Consider the following 17949-nt stretch of genomic DNA (forward strand, 5'->3'; position numbering starts at 1 on the left):
GGGTTTTGTCCCAGCCTCTTATCTATTTCTAATAGTTTTTGTGAATGCGCTAACAAAATGGCGATTCGAACCTTTAAAACAATTATGATGAATTTGTAAGCGATTACTTGATGGGGAGGTAAAAAAATGAATCTACAAAACGTCACTTCTCTCGATTTAATTAAGATAAATCAAAATTACGCTACAAAACGTGAAGCGATTGAATCATTAACTGAAGCGCTGGAAGTAGTAGGAAAGCTATCAGATAGAGATCAATACTTCAACGCTGTGTTAGAACGAGAGAAGCTTTCACCGACAGGTTTTGAAGGTGGACTTGCGATTCCGCACGGTAAATCGAAAGGTGTTAAAGAGGCAGCCTTCGCTGTAGCGACAGTAAGTAAACCAATAGAAGATTGGGAAAGTGTGGATCCGACAAACCAGGTTGATTTGGTTTTTCTACTGGCTATCCCTGAAGCGGAAGCAGGATCAACACATGTCTCTCTCTTAGCAGAGTTAGTCACACGCCTATCTGATTCAACTTATAAAGATCAATTAGTCAAAATGAAAACAGCAAATGAGTTATATGAGGCTCTTGGTGACGCTGAAGAGAAACCGCAAGAGGAAGAAGTCACAAGTAAGGAGACTCGACCGCTTGTGCTAGGTGTTACGGCCTGTCCAGCAGGGATTGCTCATACTTATATGGCAGCAGAGGCACTTATGAAGGCCGCAAAAGAATTGAATGTAAGAATGAAAGTAGAGAAGCAAGGTGCCAATGGCATCGAAGGTCGTCATACAAAGAAAGACTTAAGTGAAGCAGTTGGTGTTATTTTTGCAAATGACGTAGCTGTAAAGGACCAGGGACGCTTCAAACACTTACCAACTGTGAAAACGAATGTCGCTTCCCCTATGAAAGACGGCAAAGGATTAATTGAAAAAGTCCTTCAGAAGAAACAATCTTCCACTTCAAACACGGAACATCTAGATAAGATGAGTGAAGATGAAGACAACAAACCTTTTAAAACCGAAATAAAAGATTCAATTCTAACGGGAATCTCGTACATTATTCCAATCATCGTTGCAGGTGGGATGATTTCAGCATTTGCAACGCTTATTGCGCAGGGATTTGGGTTAGAAGATGTGCTAGCAACCGAGGGATCGTGGTTATTCCAGGTTAAAACGTTAGGTGGACTGTTACTTAGCACACTAATGGTTCCGATCCTTGCTGCCTACATGGCATACTCTATCGCGGATAAACCTGGTCTCGGACCTGGATTTGCAGCTGGTGTCGCGGCCAATATGATTGGAAGCGGATTCCTTGGTGGGATGCTTGGTGGTTTCCTTGCTGGTTATCTACTGAAATACATGAAGCAAAAAATTAAGCCTAGTGGTACTTTTGCAGGATTTGTAAGCTTTTGGGTGTATCCGGTGCTCGGTTCTCTTATCACCATTTTAATTATGTTATTTGTCGTTGGCGAGCCAGTTACGTGGCTAAATGAAACTCTACTTAACTGGCTTGATGGTATGACAGGAACGAATGCGATTATTCTAGGAGCATTGATTGGAGGTTTTGTATCCTTTGATTTAGGCGGTCCAGTCAATAAAGCCGCATACACATTCTGTATTGGAGCCATGGCGAGCGGTAACTTTATTCCTTATGCCACTTTCGCTTCAGTAAAAATGGTTTCCGCTTTCTCCGTTACAGCAGCTACCATCATTGCAAATAAATCGTTTAGTCAAAGTGAAAAAGCTGTTGGAAAACAGACGTGGATTCTTGGTTTAGCAGGAATCACGGAGGGAGCCATTCCGTTTATGATTAATGACCCATTACGCGTTATTCCTTCACTTGTAGCGGGATCAGCGGTGACCGGAGCGATTATTTCTGTAGCGAATATCGGGTTAAACGTACCTGGCGCAGGTATTTTCTCACTTGCTCTCCTTCAAGGAGGAACGGGCGGGGTTATGAATGCAGTCATTTGGTTTGGTGCCGCAGTAATTGGTGCAGCCATTTCAACGATCCTTCTTATCTTAACGAGAAAACAAAAGATCAAAAAATATGGATATGAAAAAGCATTAAAGCAACAAGCAGCATAATTTTTAAATGAGGTGAGCAGCTATGACAAAAAACGTCCACATCGTCCCTCACATGCATTGGGATCGAGAATGGTATTTTTCAACAGAAGAATCACGGATTTTACTCGTAAATAATATGGAAGAGATTCTAACAAGATTAGAAAACGATCCTGATTATCCTTACTATGTATTAGATGGACAAACAGCGATTTTAGAGGATTTTTTTGAAATTCGTCCGAAGCAAAGAGAACGCGTGAAGAAACTTGTTCAAGCAGGTAAGTTGATTATTGGTCCGTGGTACACGCAGACGGACGAGATGGTTGTTGGGGGAGAGTCCATTGTACGAAATCTTTATTACGGTATGAAAGACAGTGCAGAATTTGGGGAGCCGATGAAAATTGGCTACCTTCCCGATTCGTTTGGACGGTCTGCGCAAATGCCACAAATTCTGAATGGGTTTGACATTATATATTCAATTTTCTGGAGAGGAACTTCTGAAAATCACGGAACAGATAAAACTGAATTCTACTGGTCGGCTCCTGGTGACTCAAAAGTTCTTGTTCAACTCATGCCGCTCGGGTACGCTATTGGAAAGTACTTACCAGAAGAAGAGGAAGCACTACAGAAAAGAATGGATAAATACTTTACGGTGCTCGATCGAGGGGCAACTGGCGATGACGTTCTGTTACCAAATGGACATGATCAGATGCCCATCCAGCAAAATATATATGAAGTCATTTCCGTATTAGAAAAGCTTTATCCAGAAAGAGAATTTTTCTTAAGCCGATATGAAGATTTGCTTGAGAGAATCGAGAAAAATGAAGGCCTTGATGAGATTTACGGAGAGTTTCTTCACGGTAAATACCATCGCGTCCACCGGAGCATTTATTCTACGCGTGCGGATATTAAAGCGGCCAATACACGCATCGAGAATAAACTTACGAATCATCTAGAACCTTTAGCATCACTCGCCTACAAACTAGGATTTGAGTATCATCACGGTTTAATTGAGCCGATATGGAAAGAAATTATGAAAAACCATGCACATGATAGTATCGGATGCTGCTGCTCTGATAAAGTTCATGCGGAGATTATGGCGCGTTTCCAGAATGCTGAAGAACGGACAGATCGTTTAATCGATTTCTATAAACGTAAAATCACAGACCATATCAATACTGATCGAAAAGAGGATCGTCTTGTTTTCTTTAACCTTCTTCCTGAGGAACGCGAAGAAGTAACAACAACGACTGTCACGACAAAGTTTAGTTCATTTAAACTAATAGACGACTACGGAAAAGAACTCGAATACGAAATTCTTTCTACAAAAATTATTGATCCCGGTTTAATTGACCGACAAATCGTGCATTACGGAAACTATGATCCATTTGTGGAATTTACAATTGAAGTGAAAACAAAACTTTCTGGCATCGGCTATCAAACTTATTATGTGGTCGAATCGAATGAAAATCAGCTAGTTCTTCCGAATGAAAAACATCATACTGTTGAAACAGCTGCCTATTCTATTCAATTTGAACAAAACGGTACATTATCACTAACGGATAAAGAGACAGGTCAAACCCATGTAGGCGTTCTTGGGCTTGAGAATGTTGGAGATGATGGAGATGAATATGATTTCTCGCCATTAGAAGGTGAAAAACCTCGCTTTAGTGTCGATGAAATAAAAGATGCTCAAATAAGCTTACAGTCAACCCAACAGACTCATCGTGCTACTATCACTTATCAATGGATTTTACCAGCAGATCTTGAAGCGAGGAAGCAGAATGGTAAAAGTTCTGCTACAGTTGATTTTCACATTGAGCTTACAATTCCAATCAAAGGTAACGTTATAGAGGTTTCCTGTAATGTGATTAATAATGTGAAGGATCACCGAATTCGCGTCTTACTTCCAACACAGATTGCTAGCTCATTTTCCTTTGCAGATCAACAGTTCGGAACGATTGAACGAAAAGTCATTGATGATGGAATGGCCGTTTGGGAAAAAGAAGGTTGGGATGAGCGACCGGATGCGATTTATCCTTTCCTTAGTTATGTGGGACTAGAAGATGAGAAAAAAACAGCCGTGGTCATGACAAACAGCGTGAGAGAATATGAGATTATTGGAGAGCGTTTTGATACAATTGCGCTCACGCTCTTTAGAAGCGTTGGTGTTCTTGGTAAGGAAGAGCTTGTTCGACGTCCAGGGCGTCCATCAGGAATCAAATTACCAACACCTGATTCACAAATGCTTGGCGAATATACCTTTGACTTTGGATTCGCATATGTGGAAGGAAATCGAGATGCAGCTAAAGTAGCCCAATGTGTGAAAAGATATGTCAGCCCTTTTCTTTCGTATAACAAAATCCCGCATAATGCAATGAAGTTGAATCAAGAAAATGTTCAAGTTCCTTCTGAATTCAGTTTGTTTTCTTTTGAAGAAACAGAGCTAGTGATGAGTACGTTGAAAAAGGCTGAATCTGAAGATGCTTTCATCATTCGATATTATAATCCTTCTCGTCAAGATCAAACGATTAGGTTAGATCATCCCACTATTTATAAAGTGAGGGAAGCGAATTTAAATGAAGTTAGGGTTGATAATCAACACAAAGAATCCAACATATTGTTTTTACCTAGTCAGGTGAAGAGCTTTTTGATTCAATAGCCAGGGAGGTGGAGAAATGAATGTATTGATTGCAATGGACTCATTCAAAGGTTCTCTTTCCTCGAAGGACGCAGGTGAAGCAGTTAAGGTAGGTGTTAAGAGAGTCTTCCCAAATAGTTTCGTTGAAGTTATTCCTGTGGCAGATGGAGGAGAAGGGTCACTAGAGGCAATCCAGACAATTCCCGGACAGTTCGAGACGGCGGAGATTCATCAGCTAGACGGGAAGTTAAGGGATGCTCGGTATTATCGAGCGGGTCAAACTGCTTATATTGAATCAGCTGAAGCAGTTGGATTACACTTGATCTCTTCTGAAGAACTTAAACCTTCACTGTTAACAAGCTACGGTGTCGGTGAATTAATTCAGGATGCAGAGGCCAAAGGCGCAAGTGACATTTACGTTTTTCTCGGGGGGACTGGTACTACGGATGGAGGACTTGGAATGTTACAAGCACTTGGATATACGTGTTTAGATCACTCCGGTAAAGAACTGCCACTCCTCCATAACCCTTTGCAACATACGATGACGATCCGTAAAAGTAACACGAAGCTGAGCGCTAACCTCTATTTGGTGACAGATGTAGATAATTCTTACGCAGGAAAACGTGGAGCGGCTTATGTTTTTGGACCACAAAAAGGGATGAAGAAAGAAGAGATTCCCTCTTACGATGCTGCCCTTCATAGAGTGGCAGACCTTCTTTCTATATCCGAACGACAAAAAGGTGCTGGTGCAGCCGGTGGAATTGGCGGAGCTCTCTATTCTCTTGGCGCAACTTATGTACCTGGTATAAAGTGGATGCTTCAACTTTTAAAAGTAGAGGAAAAGCTGTCTGTCGCGGACATTGCTTTTACTGGTGAAGGGCAAATCGATCGTCAAACGGCTTATGGGAAAGTACCGGCTGGTGTTGGAGAACTAGCCAAAAAGCATCGTGTTCCTTGCATTGCATTAGCAGGACAGGTCGTTGAACCAGTGCATAACTTATATGAGAAATTAACTGGAGTTGTTTCGATACAGCAGGGATGCCATTCACTACAACATGCGCTTAAACCAGACATCGCGAAAGCACAACTTGCTTTTTCAGCTGAACAAGTAATGCGCATTTGGAGTAGCGAAAGAGACAAGTAAACGATGAATAGTGATCAAAGCCCGATTCCTTTCTAACGCAAGAAAGGAATCGGTTTTTTCTCTCCATTATTTAACTAAAGATTCTCTCATGAGTTCTTTATAAGTTGAAATCTTCTTTGTTAACATGTCATCCGTCGCGAGCAGTGTTTCAATTTGATCACGAATATACTGCTGGTGTTCTTCAAGAAGATTAAGACGGGCATTCGCCGTGTGCTCTCCTTTTAGAAATAGCCGCGTATATTCTTTGATCTGGGATACGGGCATTTGGGTTTCTCTTAATTTCTTAACAAATTGCAACCATTGCAAGTGCTTTTCGTCGAATTGTCTAACACCACTATCATTACGAACAGGCTTAATGATTCCTTCTTTTTCATAATAACGAAGGGTATGAGCACTTATGTCAACCTTTTCGGCTATTTCACTTATCGAGTACATTCAATCGCCTCTTACTTTTTAGTTATCGTTTGACTTAGAGTGCACTCAAACGTCTACAATAAGATTGTATCATAATGAATAAGTGGAGGGATTGGCATGAAGTACACCGTTATTACAGGAGCAAGTTCAGGTATTGGATATGAAGCTGCACTAGCGTTTGCGGCAAGAGGGAAGAACCTTGTCATTGCTGCGCGTCGCACAGCCAAATTAGAAGAGTTGAAAAGCGAAGTACACAAAATCAATTCTGACCTTGATGTGATTATTCGTGAAGCAGATTTATCTTTGAATGATAATGTTTACGCATTTTATGAAAGCTTAGAAAATATTGAAATTGAAACATTTATTAACAATGCAGGATTCGGTAATTTCGATCCAGTTGGTGAGCAGAAGCTTCCTAAAATTGAAACAATGCTTCGTTTGAACAATGAGGCGTTAACGATTCTTTCGTCCTTGTATGTTCGTGACTATGCGAATGTAGAAGGAACGCAATTGATTAACGTTTCATCTGGTGGAGGCTATACGATCGTAGCCGATGCCGTGACGTATTGTGCAACGAAATTCTTTGTAAGTGCCTTTACAGAAGGACTTGCTCAGGAGCTTCAAGGACAGGGAGCAAAAATGCAGGCTAAAGTTCTGGCACCTGCAGCGACGGAGACAGAATTTGCAAACCGTTCAATGGATGTAGATAATTTCGAATATGAAGGGACTGTGCCAAAGTTCCATACAGCAAAAGAAATGGCAGACTTTATGCTAGATCTTTACGATAGCAATAAGGTCGTTGGAATCGTTGATGGCAATACGTATGAATTCCAATTGAAAAACCCAATCTATCCTTATGTAGCACTCAACCGTTAATAAAATCCTCCTGTCGTGATGACGGGAGGATTTTTATTTTATGTAAGTTTCATACTAAATTTCTGAAGTAAATCCATTAACGTTGGTCTCTCATTCCCTTTTCGTCCAATCACATTTGTGGCGGTTACTAACGAATTCAGAACGGCTTCTTCCGTCGCTTCCCCAACGGCACGAAAAGCGGTGTCGATTTCTTCTTCATGAATGTTTTCTAGATATTGAGTTTGCGGTTTATATTGATGAGAGACTGTGTTAGCGGTGGAAAACCCAATGATAACCTCACCACTACCTGTTGTGATAATCGATCCTGTTCTTGCAAGACCTGTAGAAGCCCGTTTAATAATGCGATGAAGCTGTCTTTCAGAAACGGGAAGATCTGTTGCAACAATCACCATGATGGACCCTTTATCCCTTTCTTCCCATGAATGAAGAAGAGCTTCTTTTAACTTCTTGCCTACTTTCTTTCCATTCACGTGCAGATCACGAAGAATACCAAAGTTTGTGACAACAAGGACACCAATGGTATAGCTCCCATGTTGGAGTTTTATTTTTCTTGAAGCAGTGCCAATTCCACCTTTTAACGAGTAGCATAGCATGCCTCTCCCAGCTCCAACAGAGCCTTCCTCTAATGTACTAGAAGTATTTGCGATTGCTTCATGAACGTGATGCTTTCGAACGTGACGCCCTCGAATATCATTTAAGAACATATCATTACATTCGCCGATAATAGGATTAACCGTCCCGGTCGTGTTGCCAATCTCAGGATTTTGTTCCAACATATAATCAAACACCGCATCGGCAGCCGTTCCGATACTTAATGTATTCGTTAAGATAATTGGCGTCTCAAGCGTACCAAGCTCATTCAGCTGAATGGTTCCCATTGTTTTACCAAACCCGTTAAGAACATAGCTGGATGCGATTAGTTTCTGCTGATACAGATTCCCTTGATGCGGTAGGATCGCTGTTACGCCAGTTTGAACCTCCCCATTATTCAGAGTGGTATGTCCGACGGTTACTCCTTCCACGTCCGTAATCGCATTTTTTTCGCCAGGCTCCATTTCCCCGATTGTAACTCCGTAATCTCGCAATCTTTTCTGACTCAAATGATCACTCCTCTTTTCTATTAGTTTACTATTATTTCTATTTCATCCAAGTCCCTAAAGCAAATGTTAACTGTAAAATATGGTATAATTGACGAGACGTATAGAGAGTAATTTGAATTTGTCATGCAACAGATAACTAGTAGAAAAGAGTGAAATAGAATGGGCCGTAAATGGAATAACATTAAGGAAAAGAAAGCATCAAAAGATGCGAATACAAGTCGAATTTATGCAAAGTTTGGTCGTGAAATTTATGTAGCAGCAAAGCAGGGTGAACCGGATCCAGTAGCTAACCAGGCTCTTCGCTTAGTTCTCGAACGTGCGAAAACATATAACGTACCAAAAGCAATCATTGACCGGGCGATTGAAAAAGCGAAAGGCGGAGCAGATGAAAATTACGACACACTTCGTTATGAAGGATTTGGTCCAAGCGGATCCATGGTGATCGTTGATACGTTAACAAACAACGTAAACCGCACGGCATCTGACGTTCGTTCAACATTTGGGAAAAATGGTGGAAACATGGGCGTGAACGGTTCAGTTGCCTACATGTTCGACTCAACAGCCGTATTCGGAATTGAAGGCAAATCAGCAGATGAAGTACTTGAGTTGTTAATGGAAGCAGATCTAGATGTGCGTGACATTATGGAAGAAGATGAGGTTGTTATCGTCTATGCTGAACCTGACCAGTTCCATGCGGTGCAGGAAGCATTTAAGAATGCGGGGATTACTGAGTTTACCGTAGCTGAACTTACGATGCTTGCCCAAAATGACGTTGAGCTTGCTGGAGAAGATCAGGAGCAGTTCTTGAAAATGATCGATGCGCTTGAAGAATTAGAAGATGTGCAACAGGTATATCATAACGTTGAACTAGGCGAAGAATAAAACAAAGACAAAAGAGCGGGCTTCCGGATTTCGGAGGTCCGCTCTTTTAATATGGATTGACATTCGATTATGAAAAATGTTCTTTATTTCTTCTTTTCTTTTTTAATGCTAGAAGCGATGTCTTTAAAGATGCATAGTTTCCAATCGCTGCATATCCGTAAAAATAACCCATAAAGATACCAGCTACAAGGTGATGAGGATGGCTATAAAAGACTGAGATCACAAGTCCTAGAATGATCGCTAGTGTTGGAACAAAGGTACGAGGTATAGGTGTGAGAATCTTGATTAATTGTGTCAGAATCATCACTACAGGCACCGCAAGAACAGCGTCCCAGAAGTTTGTATGAATAACAGGAAATGTCATGACCAAATTCCTTCCCAATACAATAGAATGCTTCTAGTCTTTTCTTTTTTGAATGTTTCTAACCGAAGTTTATTAGAAAATATGTTTTGTGAATAGGGGAGTTCAGTGATTTTGTGGAATAATATGTTAATATTGGTGATGAGGATAATAGAAGTAGTTGTTCAGTTAAAGGGCAGGATTCTGGAAGACTTGATTTCGAGATAAAAATAAAATGTCCCCCATATTATTATAAAGAATCTTATTTAGCTAGATTTTAGATAGTGAAATTATTGAATAGAGGTACTGGTTTTGAAATAATTGGATTGATATTTTTATTGAATTTGCTAAATTGGATGATGTTGGTAGTTTGACAGGTTATAATGAGGTATCTATATACATATAAAATTTCAAGTTAGGATGAGTATTATTACAAAAATATACCCGTACTATATCAATTCAAACAGTAATTTTATAATTCCATCACATGGTGAGAAGATACCCTTTGAAAGTTATGGGGATGAATTGATGTATATATTAAACGAAGAGACTGAAGGAGAAAGCACTTCAGATTATAAAAATGATTTTGAGGAATCGTTAGTGAGAATATCAAATCGTTTAAAACCATTTCTATTAAGTAGAAATATTAGTTTGTTTATTGGCTCGGGGTGCTCAATTGATGCAATCCCGCTTATGGGAAAAACTTTTAAGGATGCTAAAGATAAATTGGAAAATATTGATTTACTTGGAGAGTATGCTCATCCAGATAATAAAAATATTGAAGCATGTTTAAACTGGTTAAATGCTGGATTAGAATTTTTAAGTGAAGAAAAAGAGGACTACGAATTGTATAACAAGTTATATGATGGTCTATTAAAAGAATTAAAAGATTCTATTATTAACACAAAAGAAGATGATGAGAAAACAGCAATAAACACATATGCTAAGTTGTTTAACTTATTGTTTAGTGTTAGACAAGACTCTAAACACCAACCTTTAAATTTGTTTACTACAAACTACGATTTACTAGTCGAACGAACTCTTGAAAGTATTAGTGCTCACTACATAAACGGGTTCAGTGGTGTAGTAAATAGGCTATTTGATCCTTCTGTTTTTAGACTAAGATATGTAGATGATGAAAATAGATACCGTGAAAAATGGGATCCGGTATCACGTTTTGCCAGATTGTATAAATTACATGGATCAATAAATTGGTCTTTTGAAGAAGAAGGAATATCTGAGAAAATTGGAAATATTAATTTTGGCGCAGGTAAGGAATCAGTTATATATCCTACAATCGATAAACATACACAAAGTTTACAGACACCATATTCTGAATTATTTAGAGAATTTTCTATGCATCTACAAAAACCTGACACTACAATGGTTATTATGGGCTATGGTTTTCCAGATGAACATATTAATCAATTAATACAACAAGCTTTATCAAATGAAACATTTAACCTAATTATATTTGGAGATTTAAAAGAAGAAGGGTTAAATCAGTTTTATAATCGAAACCAAAATAAAAATAATTTGCATATCATTGGTGGAGATACTTCTAGTGGGTCGAAAGTACATTACCTTTCATTTCTAGTAGATAATATTTTATACAAGAATAAGGGGAATCAAGATGTCTAGGCATTTTGCAAAAGTATTAGAAGTCACGGCCAATAAAATTTCATGTGAAATAATTAAAAATCAACTCCCCTTTAACTATAAAGGGGAAATTTATGATTTGAATAGCGTGGGGAGTCTTGTTAGCCTCTATGATAGCTTTAGGCAGTATACTTTAATTTATCAAGTTGTAAAAGTATATGAAAAAGAGCAAGTATATAATTCAAATGATTACTCTAAATTTAAAAACAGTATTGTTTTTGATGCTATACCATTATCTGAAATGACAGCAGATAAAGTAGATTTTGGTGTGAGTATTTTCCCTATGGTAGGTGACTATGCTTATCTATCTAGTCTTGAAGAGATGCAAAGAACATTTTCAGGTTCTCAAGAGGGAATAAACATAGGTTCTATAAAATCAATGGAAGTTTTAACTCCAACAATTGACGAGAAAATGTTTTTCTCTAGTCACGTATCTATTTTTGGGAATACTAACTCAGGCAAATCTACAACAGTTCAGAAAATCATTGAAGAGACGTTAAAAAAAGATGAAAATTTCAATTCCATAATATTTGATGTACATGACGAGTATGACATCGAAAGCACCTACAAAATGCCCATTGAAGAGGTTTCAATAGATCCAGCCTATGTAGCTATAGAAGACTGGATAAACTTAATTAACCCTTCCTCGTTAGTCCAACTTCCCATTTTAATAAATGGTATTAAATATGCCCAACATTTAAATGGTGATATCTTAGAGGATTTAGCAGCATTCATTAGTCACTCAGCGTTTAATTCAAATATTGAAACCGCATCAACAAAATTGGTCTTTGTAAGAAGATATGCTAAAACAATTAGTAACAATAATGTTGAAAGTGCTTTAAAGAGTTTTGATCTGAATTATGGGAAGTTTGATAAGTCTGACCTTCTAATGAAGGGGTTGGAAGAAAGGTTCCTCGAACTAACAGGCTTGGAAATAACACAAGGTGAAGAGTATATAATCAACAAATACCTCGGAGATAATAATCCATCAATTAAGATTGAGAACCTAAAAGAAGGTATAAACATCGCTTTAACAATAGAAGAGGCACGCGGTAACTTGCAAGTACGGTCACATTGTCAGACTATGATGACTAGGATTGATTTACTGATATCTCACTTTAAAACATATTTTGAAAATGATATGAGAAAACGAAGAAATTTTGATAATATATTTACTGATAAGGCCACTAAAATTTTAAAGGTGAATCATTTATCTGATGATACATTGCGTTTTATAACTCATTTAATATTGCGTATAGCGTTTAAAAAACAAAAAGCAAGTAAGAAACATGAACGAATCAACTTCATCTTTGATGAAGCTCATAAATATATTAGAAAATCCAAAATAGGTGAGGACATAGTCACTGATATATTTGAAACAATAGCGAGAGAAGGAAGAAAATTTGGAATTTACTTATGTGTTTGCAGTCAGCAACCACATGAATTATCTTCAACAGTAGTGTCACAATGCGGTAATTTTATTTTGCATAGAATGAAAAATAATTTAGATCTAGAATTTATACGTAAAAGTAATCCTTATATAACAGAATTGCAAATCTCGAGACTCTCTTCATTACCTACGGGCACTGCCTTATTTTTAGGGGACTCTATCCCTGTGCCACTAGAATTAAAAGTACAACCGTAGGATCAATAAATAAGGGAAGTTGACTAAGCAGGATCAGACTTCATTGGTCAAATTACCTCGAATTTGAGTCTTTATGAATTTCGGAGCGTTAACCTAAAAAGGATTACGCTCCTTTTTGTTTAAGTTAATAACAGGAAGGATTGAGGAACAAGGAGTTCCGACAATAGTAGCGATCAAGCAACAAAAATTTGAAACCTTCTATTGCACAGAACGTAGTATAGATACACTTATGAAAAATAGAAAGGGGTTTTAAATGTGGGCAATAGCGAAAATGTGTTTTCATTTGATAAACAAAAGGGAAAAAAAGAGAACTTTAAGAAAAAGGCAGTACATACTGCAAGAGAGTTTACTGACAATCATTCAGAATCATTAAAGGAATCAATAAAGTATGTATCAGATTTAGGAAAAGATTTTTCAAAATCCATTAGATATGGAATGGGAAAAAGAGCAGAAACAGTAAATAAGATGTATGATAAAGCAGAAGATAATGCTGAAAGAGAAGATATTAGAAATAGTGAACTTAAAAAAAGTTACTGTCAGTATGGTTTGACGGGTTTAGGAATTTGTTGTTTAACTGCAGTATCAATAACCGCGATAAAGAGCAATACAAAACTTTTTTAGATTCTGTTTGGATACGATTAAATTAAATAAAGTATTTAAGTGTTTGAACGAATATACTCCAACTAACGGGGGCAACTCAAAACTATTAAATTGAGTCCATTGTTCTATTAAATCGGAGCAATTCTGTAATATCATATCAGGGTAAAGGTTAAAGAACCATCTCCATTTATCGGGCGTAATTCCGCACTAAGGAATTACGTCTTTTCTTTCAAGATAAGGTTGAGTAAGTGGTTGGGTTTTGAAATAATTGGAATTAGGAAATAGGTCAGGAAAACGGAATAAGGTTGTTATAGAAAGGATGATAAGAATGAGTGCGGTTTTCACTTTGATTGGGGATATATTTGCTGCTATTGCAGGTTCGCTTGTGAAACAAAAAAGAAAAATGGTAGAGAACCTAAAGATTAAACATACTGTTTCCATCATTATATTAGGAGCTTTTGTGTAATAAGGTAAGCTTAATTCATAATGAAGAAATGGGATGGAGGCAACTAGGTTGATTGATGAATTTAAAAAAATTGTAGAAAGTTCTACTGAACAAGAAGTGAAATCATTGTTATTTCAAATTTTATTAAGGATTAATATGGTTGAAGAAGTAGAGCAATATTCTGATACACAACTGGTGAAGGATTTGAAAATGGCTTGTAACTCGTTTCTGGAGTATAAAACAAGTCAAATCAACAGGGAAGATGTAACCCAGTATCAAGCAGTTCATATTGTTTTTGGTGCTTCTCTTTCAGGAAGTTTAAACATAGTTTTTAAAAAAATGAAGTTAAAAGATACCGAGAAAATCATTTCCTTTTCAGATTTGTTATCTATTGGTCCAGTGTGGCGATTACATGAAAAGAATGGTCTTAGAAAAAGGTATGAATGGTTAAAGAATTATATAAATTTTGATGATGAAGATATAGATAATTATCAAGAGAATTTCAACGATGCGACTTTAAAAATTAGCGCTATCCCAGAAAATACGCCAATTATTTTCTGGGTGGGTCATAACGCACATGAACAAACAGCTCTAAGGTACGTTCTTTATCTTTTAAAAGGAAAAAATAATGATGTCTCTTTAATAGATGCAACTACAAAATTTAAAGATCTATTCGATACAACAGATACGAAATATACTTTGTTACATACAGGGGAAATTTCACCTGAGAAATTAGAGTTGATTTATAAAAACAATAGGAAAAATTCACCGTTGTCTCAAGATGAAAGGAAACAATTTGAGGAGGAATGGGAAGCGTTATCTACTAAACAAGAAGTTCTTAGGATTTGGAAAAATAGTGAGATATGCAGTGTTGATGAAGCCTATTACGATGACTATATAATTAATGTAGCCAAAAGGTTACATAACGAGCAAGAGCATGATGAATTTATGAAATCAGCCCGAGTTATTGGAGAGGTCATCGGACATCTAGATCAATATATCGGTGATCAGTATATTGAGTACAGGTTAAGAAATTTAATATTAGATGGAGCCTTTGACATCAAGGGTATTCCAAAAGCTATGAGGTATTATAGTGTGAGACCCAGATAAAATCTTATTAACTTAATAGATTATTTTGATAACGAGTCTTCAAAAAACTCGGAGCAATTGTTGAAAAAAGGTAAGCGCTCTTTATGAAGGTTTAAGGCAGGATTTTTTAAAGTGTTATCTAAAGAACAGGCATTAGCAGGAATACAAAAACATCTAGTTGCTGATGAAATAATTGAATATAGTATTATGACTTATTACAAAGCTGAAAGTGGTTTTCTGGACTAGCTGGTGGGGCTTCTACCTCGGCAAATTAGTATAGAACTGTCAGCGTACTAATAACTACTCATAACATGAGAGGACTGGTCATTTTGAAAAGTTTAAGCATGGTAAAAATATGGCTGAGTGTTGGGCTACTAAGTTTAAGTCTTATAAGTTTAAGCCTCTTTGGAGACGGATTAAAGCAGACCGAGGCAAAAGAAAAAGTAGAACAAACACAAAAATCAAGTCATGAGACTGGCCAAAAGTTCATGCAGCTTGAGAAAAAGTTTGATGCTCGGCTCGGCGTCTATGCTATTGACACCAGTACAAATCGCACGGTCGTCTATCGACCTGATGAACGGTTCGCCTACACATCCACCTATAAGGCTGTGGCCGCAGGGTTAGTGCTACAGCAAAACTCGATTGAAAAACTTGACGAGGTAATCACCTACACCAAAGATGACCTAGTCACGTATTCGCCAATTACAGAGCAACACGTGGACACGGGGATGACCCTTAGAGAAATTTGCGATGCTGCTATCCGATACAGCGATAATACCGCAGGGAACCTTTTATTGCAGAAACTCGGCGGACCTAACGGCTTCGAAAAAGCACTAAGGCAAATCGGCGATCATGTCACCGAGGCTGATCGCTTTGAGACTGATTTGAACAGTGCCATCCCAGGAGACATCCGTGATACAAGTACAGCAAGAGCACTTGCCACCAATTTGAAGGCTTTCACGGTCGACGACGTTCTCCCGAATGGTAAGCGTGCAATCCTAACAAATTGGATGCGGGGGAATACTACTGGAGACGAACTAATCCGTGCGGCTGTACCTAAAGGATGGGAGGTAGGCGATAAAACCGGAGCAGGAGACTACGGAACACGAAACGATATTGCTATCGTTTGGCCGCCGAATAGAGATCCCATCATCATCGCGATTCTATCCACCCGTGATACTAAGAATGCCTCCTATAATAATGATCTTATAGCAAAGACAGCCAAGGTCGCACTGAATGCTTTCAAGTGATTTTCCGAAACGTTCTTCAACAAAAAGACACTGTTGTTTAAGGTCAAAGGTTGAAAATAATTAACCTTTTTTATAAAACCAAAACTTAAATATGCTAAAAAAGAATCCATTTTGATCATTTTTTTTCAAAATGGATTCTTCTTATTTATCATAAAATACTGGTTTGGAAGTCAATACAATAATAAGAATAAGTTGCAGAAAACTTTATTCAACAAACAAGTGCTTTATGTTGGGGTATATTGAAATAGAGTAGGGGAACCAATCTCAAAAGTTCTTCAACAATCTCGGAGCATTTGCTTAATAAAAAGTAAGCGCTCCATATAGTTTAAAGTCAGATTGTGGAAGGGGTGAGTTAAACTGAAAATGTTAAACAAGATTGGAGAGGAATATAGAAAAAGTAAGTTGTTTTTTGTTATTAAAGCTTTCTTATCCGTAATTACATTGTATTTCGCTGTTAGGGTTATGGTTATGTCTATATCTGCATTATTAAATTTTACTCCTTTAGCCAACAATATGAATTTATTGCTTTTTGGTATGCTCTTCTCTTTAGGCTTATCCAATTTAGTTAAGGTCATTGAAATGTTAATTTACAAGGAAAAAGAGTATTTCACTTTATTAATTGTAAGTACAATTTTTATTCTTGGTGTACCCGTATTTATACTCCTGATCTAAGATGTTCGTTAACAATCGGGTGTAAGTCAAGAATATTGGATAAAGTCCTTTGTTCAGTTATCTCGGAGCTTATCTGTAATAAGATAGGCTCCTTTTAATTTGAAATAAAGATTGAGTAATGTAGGTGCGTTTGAAATAATTGGTATTAGAGGTATACGTAGCAAAGGCGAAGCTTTAATTCCGAGATATTTTAATGAATTGGGTGGTTTAATATGAAGAAAGAAAACTCAAATAAGGTTCCAAAGATCTTAATATTGGAAAGAGAGGCGCTATGAAATATTTTAAATGGTTTCTATTAATAATAGGTGCATCAGCTACAGAAATAGCTATCTTGATGAATGTAGAATCGCTAAGTGCGGAAATGATTTCTTTAAACTATTACTTTGTAGGTTCTTTGGTAGTTATATTAATGATATATCCATTAAGTGATTCCCCCTCAAGAAAACAATACAAATTAATCTTAGTATTAATTGCCATCGCTTTTGCTATTCTAGCTGCAGGGGTACTGAGAAACTTTGATTTCCTCCGTGAAGAACAAGCATTACTTCCTATGTTGGTAGGTTTGGTCGGTTACCTCATATTAGCATTTTTAATAATGATGAATTTCAGGAAAAAAACTAACTAATTTTAAAAATGGTTTACTTTGTTTTATAAAATTCTCCTTTATATATTGAATAGTCGTTAACATATCAGAAAAAATTATTAGGGGGAATTAAATTGCCTGTAGAAATTATGAAAACCGAAAAAACAGTACTTAACACCCGAACAAGTTAGAACGAAGGTTGTAGAAGATTATTCTTATAGCTATCAAGTTATTGCTCTCTCAATGGCAAGTGTTACCATCGGTGCATTAACGTCAGTGGCTGGAAAATGACGATATTCCATTATCTCGGAGCTTATCTATAACAAGATAAGCTCCTTTTAACTGGAATTAAAGATTGAGTTATCCGGTTTTGTTTGAAATAATTGGTATTATATAGGTGGGTTTAGAGGTTTCATTTGACTTTGTGTAAAAAGGAGTTGGGGGTTAATGGAAGGAATGTCTGGCAAAATGTTTATTGCAATATAGAAGTGCAGACCTTTGCGACAGAAAAATGCAGAGTCCTGCACTTATTTTAATAAGGGCATAAAAAAAAGACTTGCCAG

The 17949-nt window shown here is 37.3% G+C and carries 15 protein-coding genes; 12 read left to right on the forward strand and 3 right to left on the reverse strand.

Translation table 11 applies throughout. The features are described 5' to 3' along the window. The first annotated feature begins 126 nt into the window (after positions 1–126). Genes mngA through ACIFPW_RS21815 form a run of 3 tightly spaced genes read left to right on the forward strand, consistent with a single transcriptional unit; the run spans position 127 to position 5831 of the window. Positions 127–2070, forward strand: coding sequence for a PTS 2-O-a-mannosyl-D-glycerate transporter subunit IIABC (gene mngA / locus ACIFPW_RS21805; protein ID WP_430247127.1), 1944 nt, complete (start codon positions 127–129; stop codon positions 2068–2070). A 22-nt stretch (positions 2071–2092) separates the two neighbouring features. Further along, a complete protein-coding gene (gene mngB / locus ACIFPW_RS21810) occupies positions 2093–4708 on the forward strand; it encodes a mannosylglycerate hydrolase (protein WP_430247128.1) in 2616 nt (871 codons plus the stop codon). 16 nt (positions 4709–4724) lie between these two features. Next, the gene (locus ACIFPW_RS21815) at positions 4725–5831 is read left to right on the forward strand and encodes a glycerate kinase family protein (RefSeq protein WP_430247129.1); all 1107 of its coding nucleotides are present in this window, start codon (positions 4725–4727) and stop codon (positions 5829–5831) included. Positions 5832–5897: 66 nt separating this feature from the next. Here ACIFPW_RS21815 and ACIFPW_RS21820 read toward each other — a convergent pair whose 3' ends face one another. Then, positions 5898–6266: a MerR family transcriptional regulator gene (locus ACIFPW_RS21820; protein ID WP_430247130.1), complete on the reverse strand. Its 369-nt coding sequence runs from the start codon at positions 6264–6266 to the stop codon at positions 5898–5900. A 96-nt stretch (positions 6267–6362) separates the two neighbouring features. Here ACIFPW_RS21820 and ACIFPW_RS21825 point away from each other — a divergent pair, with 96 nt between their 5' ends. Beyond that, a complete protein-coding gene (locus tag ACIFPW_RS21825) occupies positions 6363–7121 on the forward strand; it encodes an SDR family NAD(P)-dependent oxidoreductase (RefSeq protein ID WP_430247131.1) in 759 nt (252 codons plus the stop codon). 38 nt (positions 7122–7159) lie between these two features. Here the strand turns inward: ACIFPW_RS21825 and ACIFPW_RS21830 are convergent, their stop codons facing one another. Continuing rightward, a complete protein-coding gene (locus ACIFPW_RS21830) occupies positions 7160–8176 on the reverse strand; it encodes a P1 family peptidase (RefSeq protein WP_430247138.1) in 1017 nt (338 codons plus the stop codon). A gap of 204 nt (positions 8177–8380) precedes the next feature. On the opposite strand from ACIFPW_RS21830, the gene ACIFPW_RS21835 reads away from it, so the two are divergent. Continuing rightward, positions 8381–9103 (forward strand): YebC/PmpR family DNA-binding transcriptional regulator, encoded by a 723-nt coding sequence (locus ACIFPW_RS21835; protein ID WP_194218880.1) that lies wholly within the window; start codon positions 8381–8383, stop codon positions 9101–9103. Positions 9104–9170: 67 nt separating this feature from the next. Here ACIFPW_RS21835 and ACIFPW_RS21840 read toward each other — a convergent pair whose 3' ends face one another. Then, entirely contained in the window at positions 9171–9467 is a 297-nt protein-coding gene (locus ACIFPW_RS21840) for a hypothetical protein (RefSeq protein WP_194218881.1), read from the reverse strand. 504 nt (positions 9468–9971) lie between these two features. Between ACIFPW_RS21840 and ACIFPW_RS21845 the strand changes: the two genes are divergently transcribed. The 7 genes from ACIFPW_RS21845 to ACIFPW_RS21875 all read left to right on the forward strand — a co-directional run bounded on the left by ACIFPW_RS21845 (position 9972) and on the right by ACIFPW_RS21875 (position 17428). Continuing rightward, positions 9972–11084: an SIR2 family protein gene (locus ACIFPW_RS21845; RefSeq protein WP_430247132.1), complete on the forward strand. Its 1113-nt coding sequence runs from the start codon at positions 9972–9974 to the stop codon at positions 11082–11084. Beyond that, the gene (locus ACIFPW_RS21850; RefSeq protein WP_430247133.1) at positions 11077–12747 is read left to right on the forward strand and encodes an ATP-binding protein; all 1671 of its coding nucleotides are present in this window, start codon (positions 11077–11079) and stop codon (positions 12745–12747) included. Before ACIFPW_RS21845 ends, ACIFPW_RS21850 begins: the two co-directional genes overlap by 8 nt. Positions 12748–13002: 255 nt before the next feature. Continuing rightward, positions 13003–13368, forward strand: a complete 366-nt coding sequence (locus ACIFPW_RS21855) for a hypothetical protein (protein WP_430247134.1) — start codon at positions 13003–13005, stop codon at positions 13366–13368. A 307-nt stretch (positions 13369–13675) separates the two neighbouring features. Next, positions 13676–13813: a hypothetical protein gene (locus tag ACIFPW_RS21860; protein WP_430247135.1), complete on the forward strand. Its 138-nt coding sequence runs from the start codon at positions 13676–13678 to the stop codon at positions 13811–13813. Between the two features lie 48 nt (positions 13814–13861). Further along, complete coding sequence (locus ACIFPW_RS21865; protein ID WP_430247136.1) at positions 13862–14902, forward strand: DUF1835 domain-containing protein; 1041 nt, start codon at positions 13862–13864, stop codon at positions 14900–14902. Positions 14903–15192: 290 nt separating this feature from the next. Beyond that, on the forward strand, positions 15193–16131 hold the full coding sequence (bla, locus tag ACIFPW_RS21870; RefSeq protein WP_430247137.1) for a class A beta-lactamase: 939 nt from the start codon (positions 15193–15195) through the stop codon (positions 16129–16131). A gap of 943 nt (positions 16132–17074) precedes the next feature. Beyond that, positions 17075–17428, forward strand: coding sequence for a hypothetical protein (locus ACIFPW_RS21875; RefSeq protein WP_165996196.1), 354 nt, complete (start codon positions 17075–17077; stop codon positions 17426–17428). Positions 17429–17949 lie beyond the last annotated feature (521 nt).

Source organism: Pseudalkalibacillus sp. NRS-1564 (assembly GCF_050467905.1).
Classification (GTDB): domain Bacteria; phylum Bacillota; class Bacilli; order Bacillales; family Guptibacillaceae; genus Guptibacillus; species Guptibacillus hwajinpoensis_B.

Excerpts from the sequence above, each read along its gene's own strand:
- ACIFPW_RS21825 (WP_430247131.1), top strand. The coding sequence starts at position 6,363 with ATGAAGTACACCGTTATTACAGGAGCAAGTTCAGGTATTGGATATGAA.
- mngA (WP_430247127.1), top strand. The coding sequence starts at position 127 with ATGAATCTACAAAACGTCACTTCTCTCGATTTAATTAAGATAAATCAA.
- ACIFPW_RS21840 (WP_194218881.1), bottom strand. The coding sequence starts at position 9,467 with ATGACATTTCCTGTTATTCATACAAACTTCTGGGACGCTGTTCTTGCG.
- ACIFPW_RS21875 (WP_165996196.1), top strand. The coding sequence starts at position 17,075 with ATGAAATATTTTAAATGGTTTCTATTAATAATAGGTGCATCAGCTACA.
- bla (WP_430247137.1), top strand. The coding sequence starts at position 15,193 with ATGAGAGGACTGGTCATTTTGAAAAGTTTAAGCATGGTAAAAATATGG.
- ACIFPW_RS21850 (WP_430247133.1), top strand. The coding sequence starts at position 11,077 with ATGTCTAGGCATTTTGCAAAAGTATTAGAAGTCACGGCCAATAAAATT.
- ACIFPW_RS21845 (WP_430247132.1), top strand. The coding sequence starts at position 9,972 with ATGTATATATTAAACGAAGAGACTGAAGGAGAAAGCACTTCAGATTAT.
- ACIFPW_RS21835 (WP_194218880.1), top strand. The coding sequence starts at position 8,381 with ATGGGCCGTAAATGGAATAACATTAAGGAAAAGAAAGCATCAAAAGAT.
- ACIFPW_RS21815 (WP_430247129.1), top strand. The coding sequence starts at position 4,725 with ATGAATGTATTGATTGCAATGGACTCATTCAAAGGTTCTCTTTCCTCG.
- ACIFPW_RS21820 (WP_430247130.1), bottom strand. The coding sequence starts at position 6,266 with ATGTACTCGATAAGTGAAATAGCCGAAAAGGTTGACATAAGTGCTCAT.
- mngB (WP_430247128.1), top strand. The coding sequence starts at position 2,093 with ATGACAAAAAACGTCCACATCGTCCCTCACATGCATTGGGATCGAGAA.
- ACIFPW_RS21860 (WP_430247135.1), top strand. The coding sequence starts at position 13,676 with ATGAGTGCGGTTTTCACTTTGATTGGGGATATATTTGCTGCTATTGCA.
- ACIFPW_RS21830 (WP_430247138.1), bottom strand. The coding sequence starts at position 8,176 with ATGGAGCCTGGCGAAAAAAATGCGATTACGGACGTGGAAGGAGTAACC.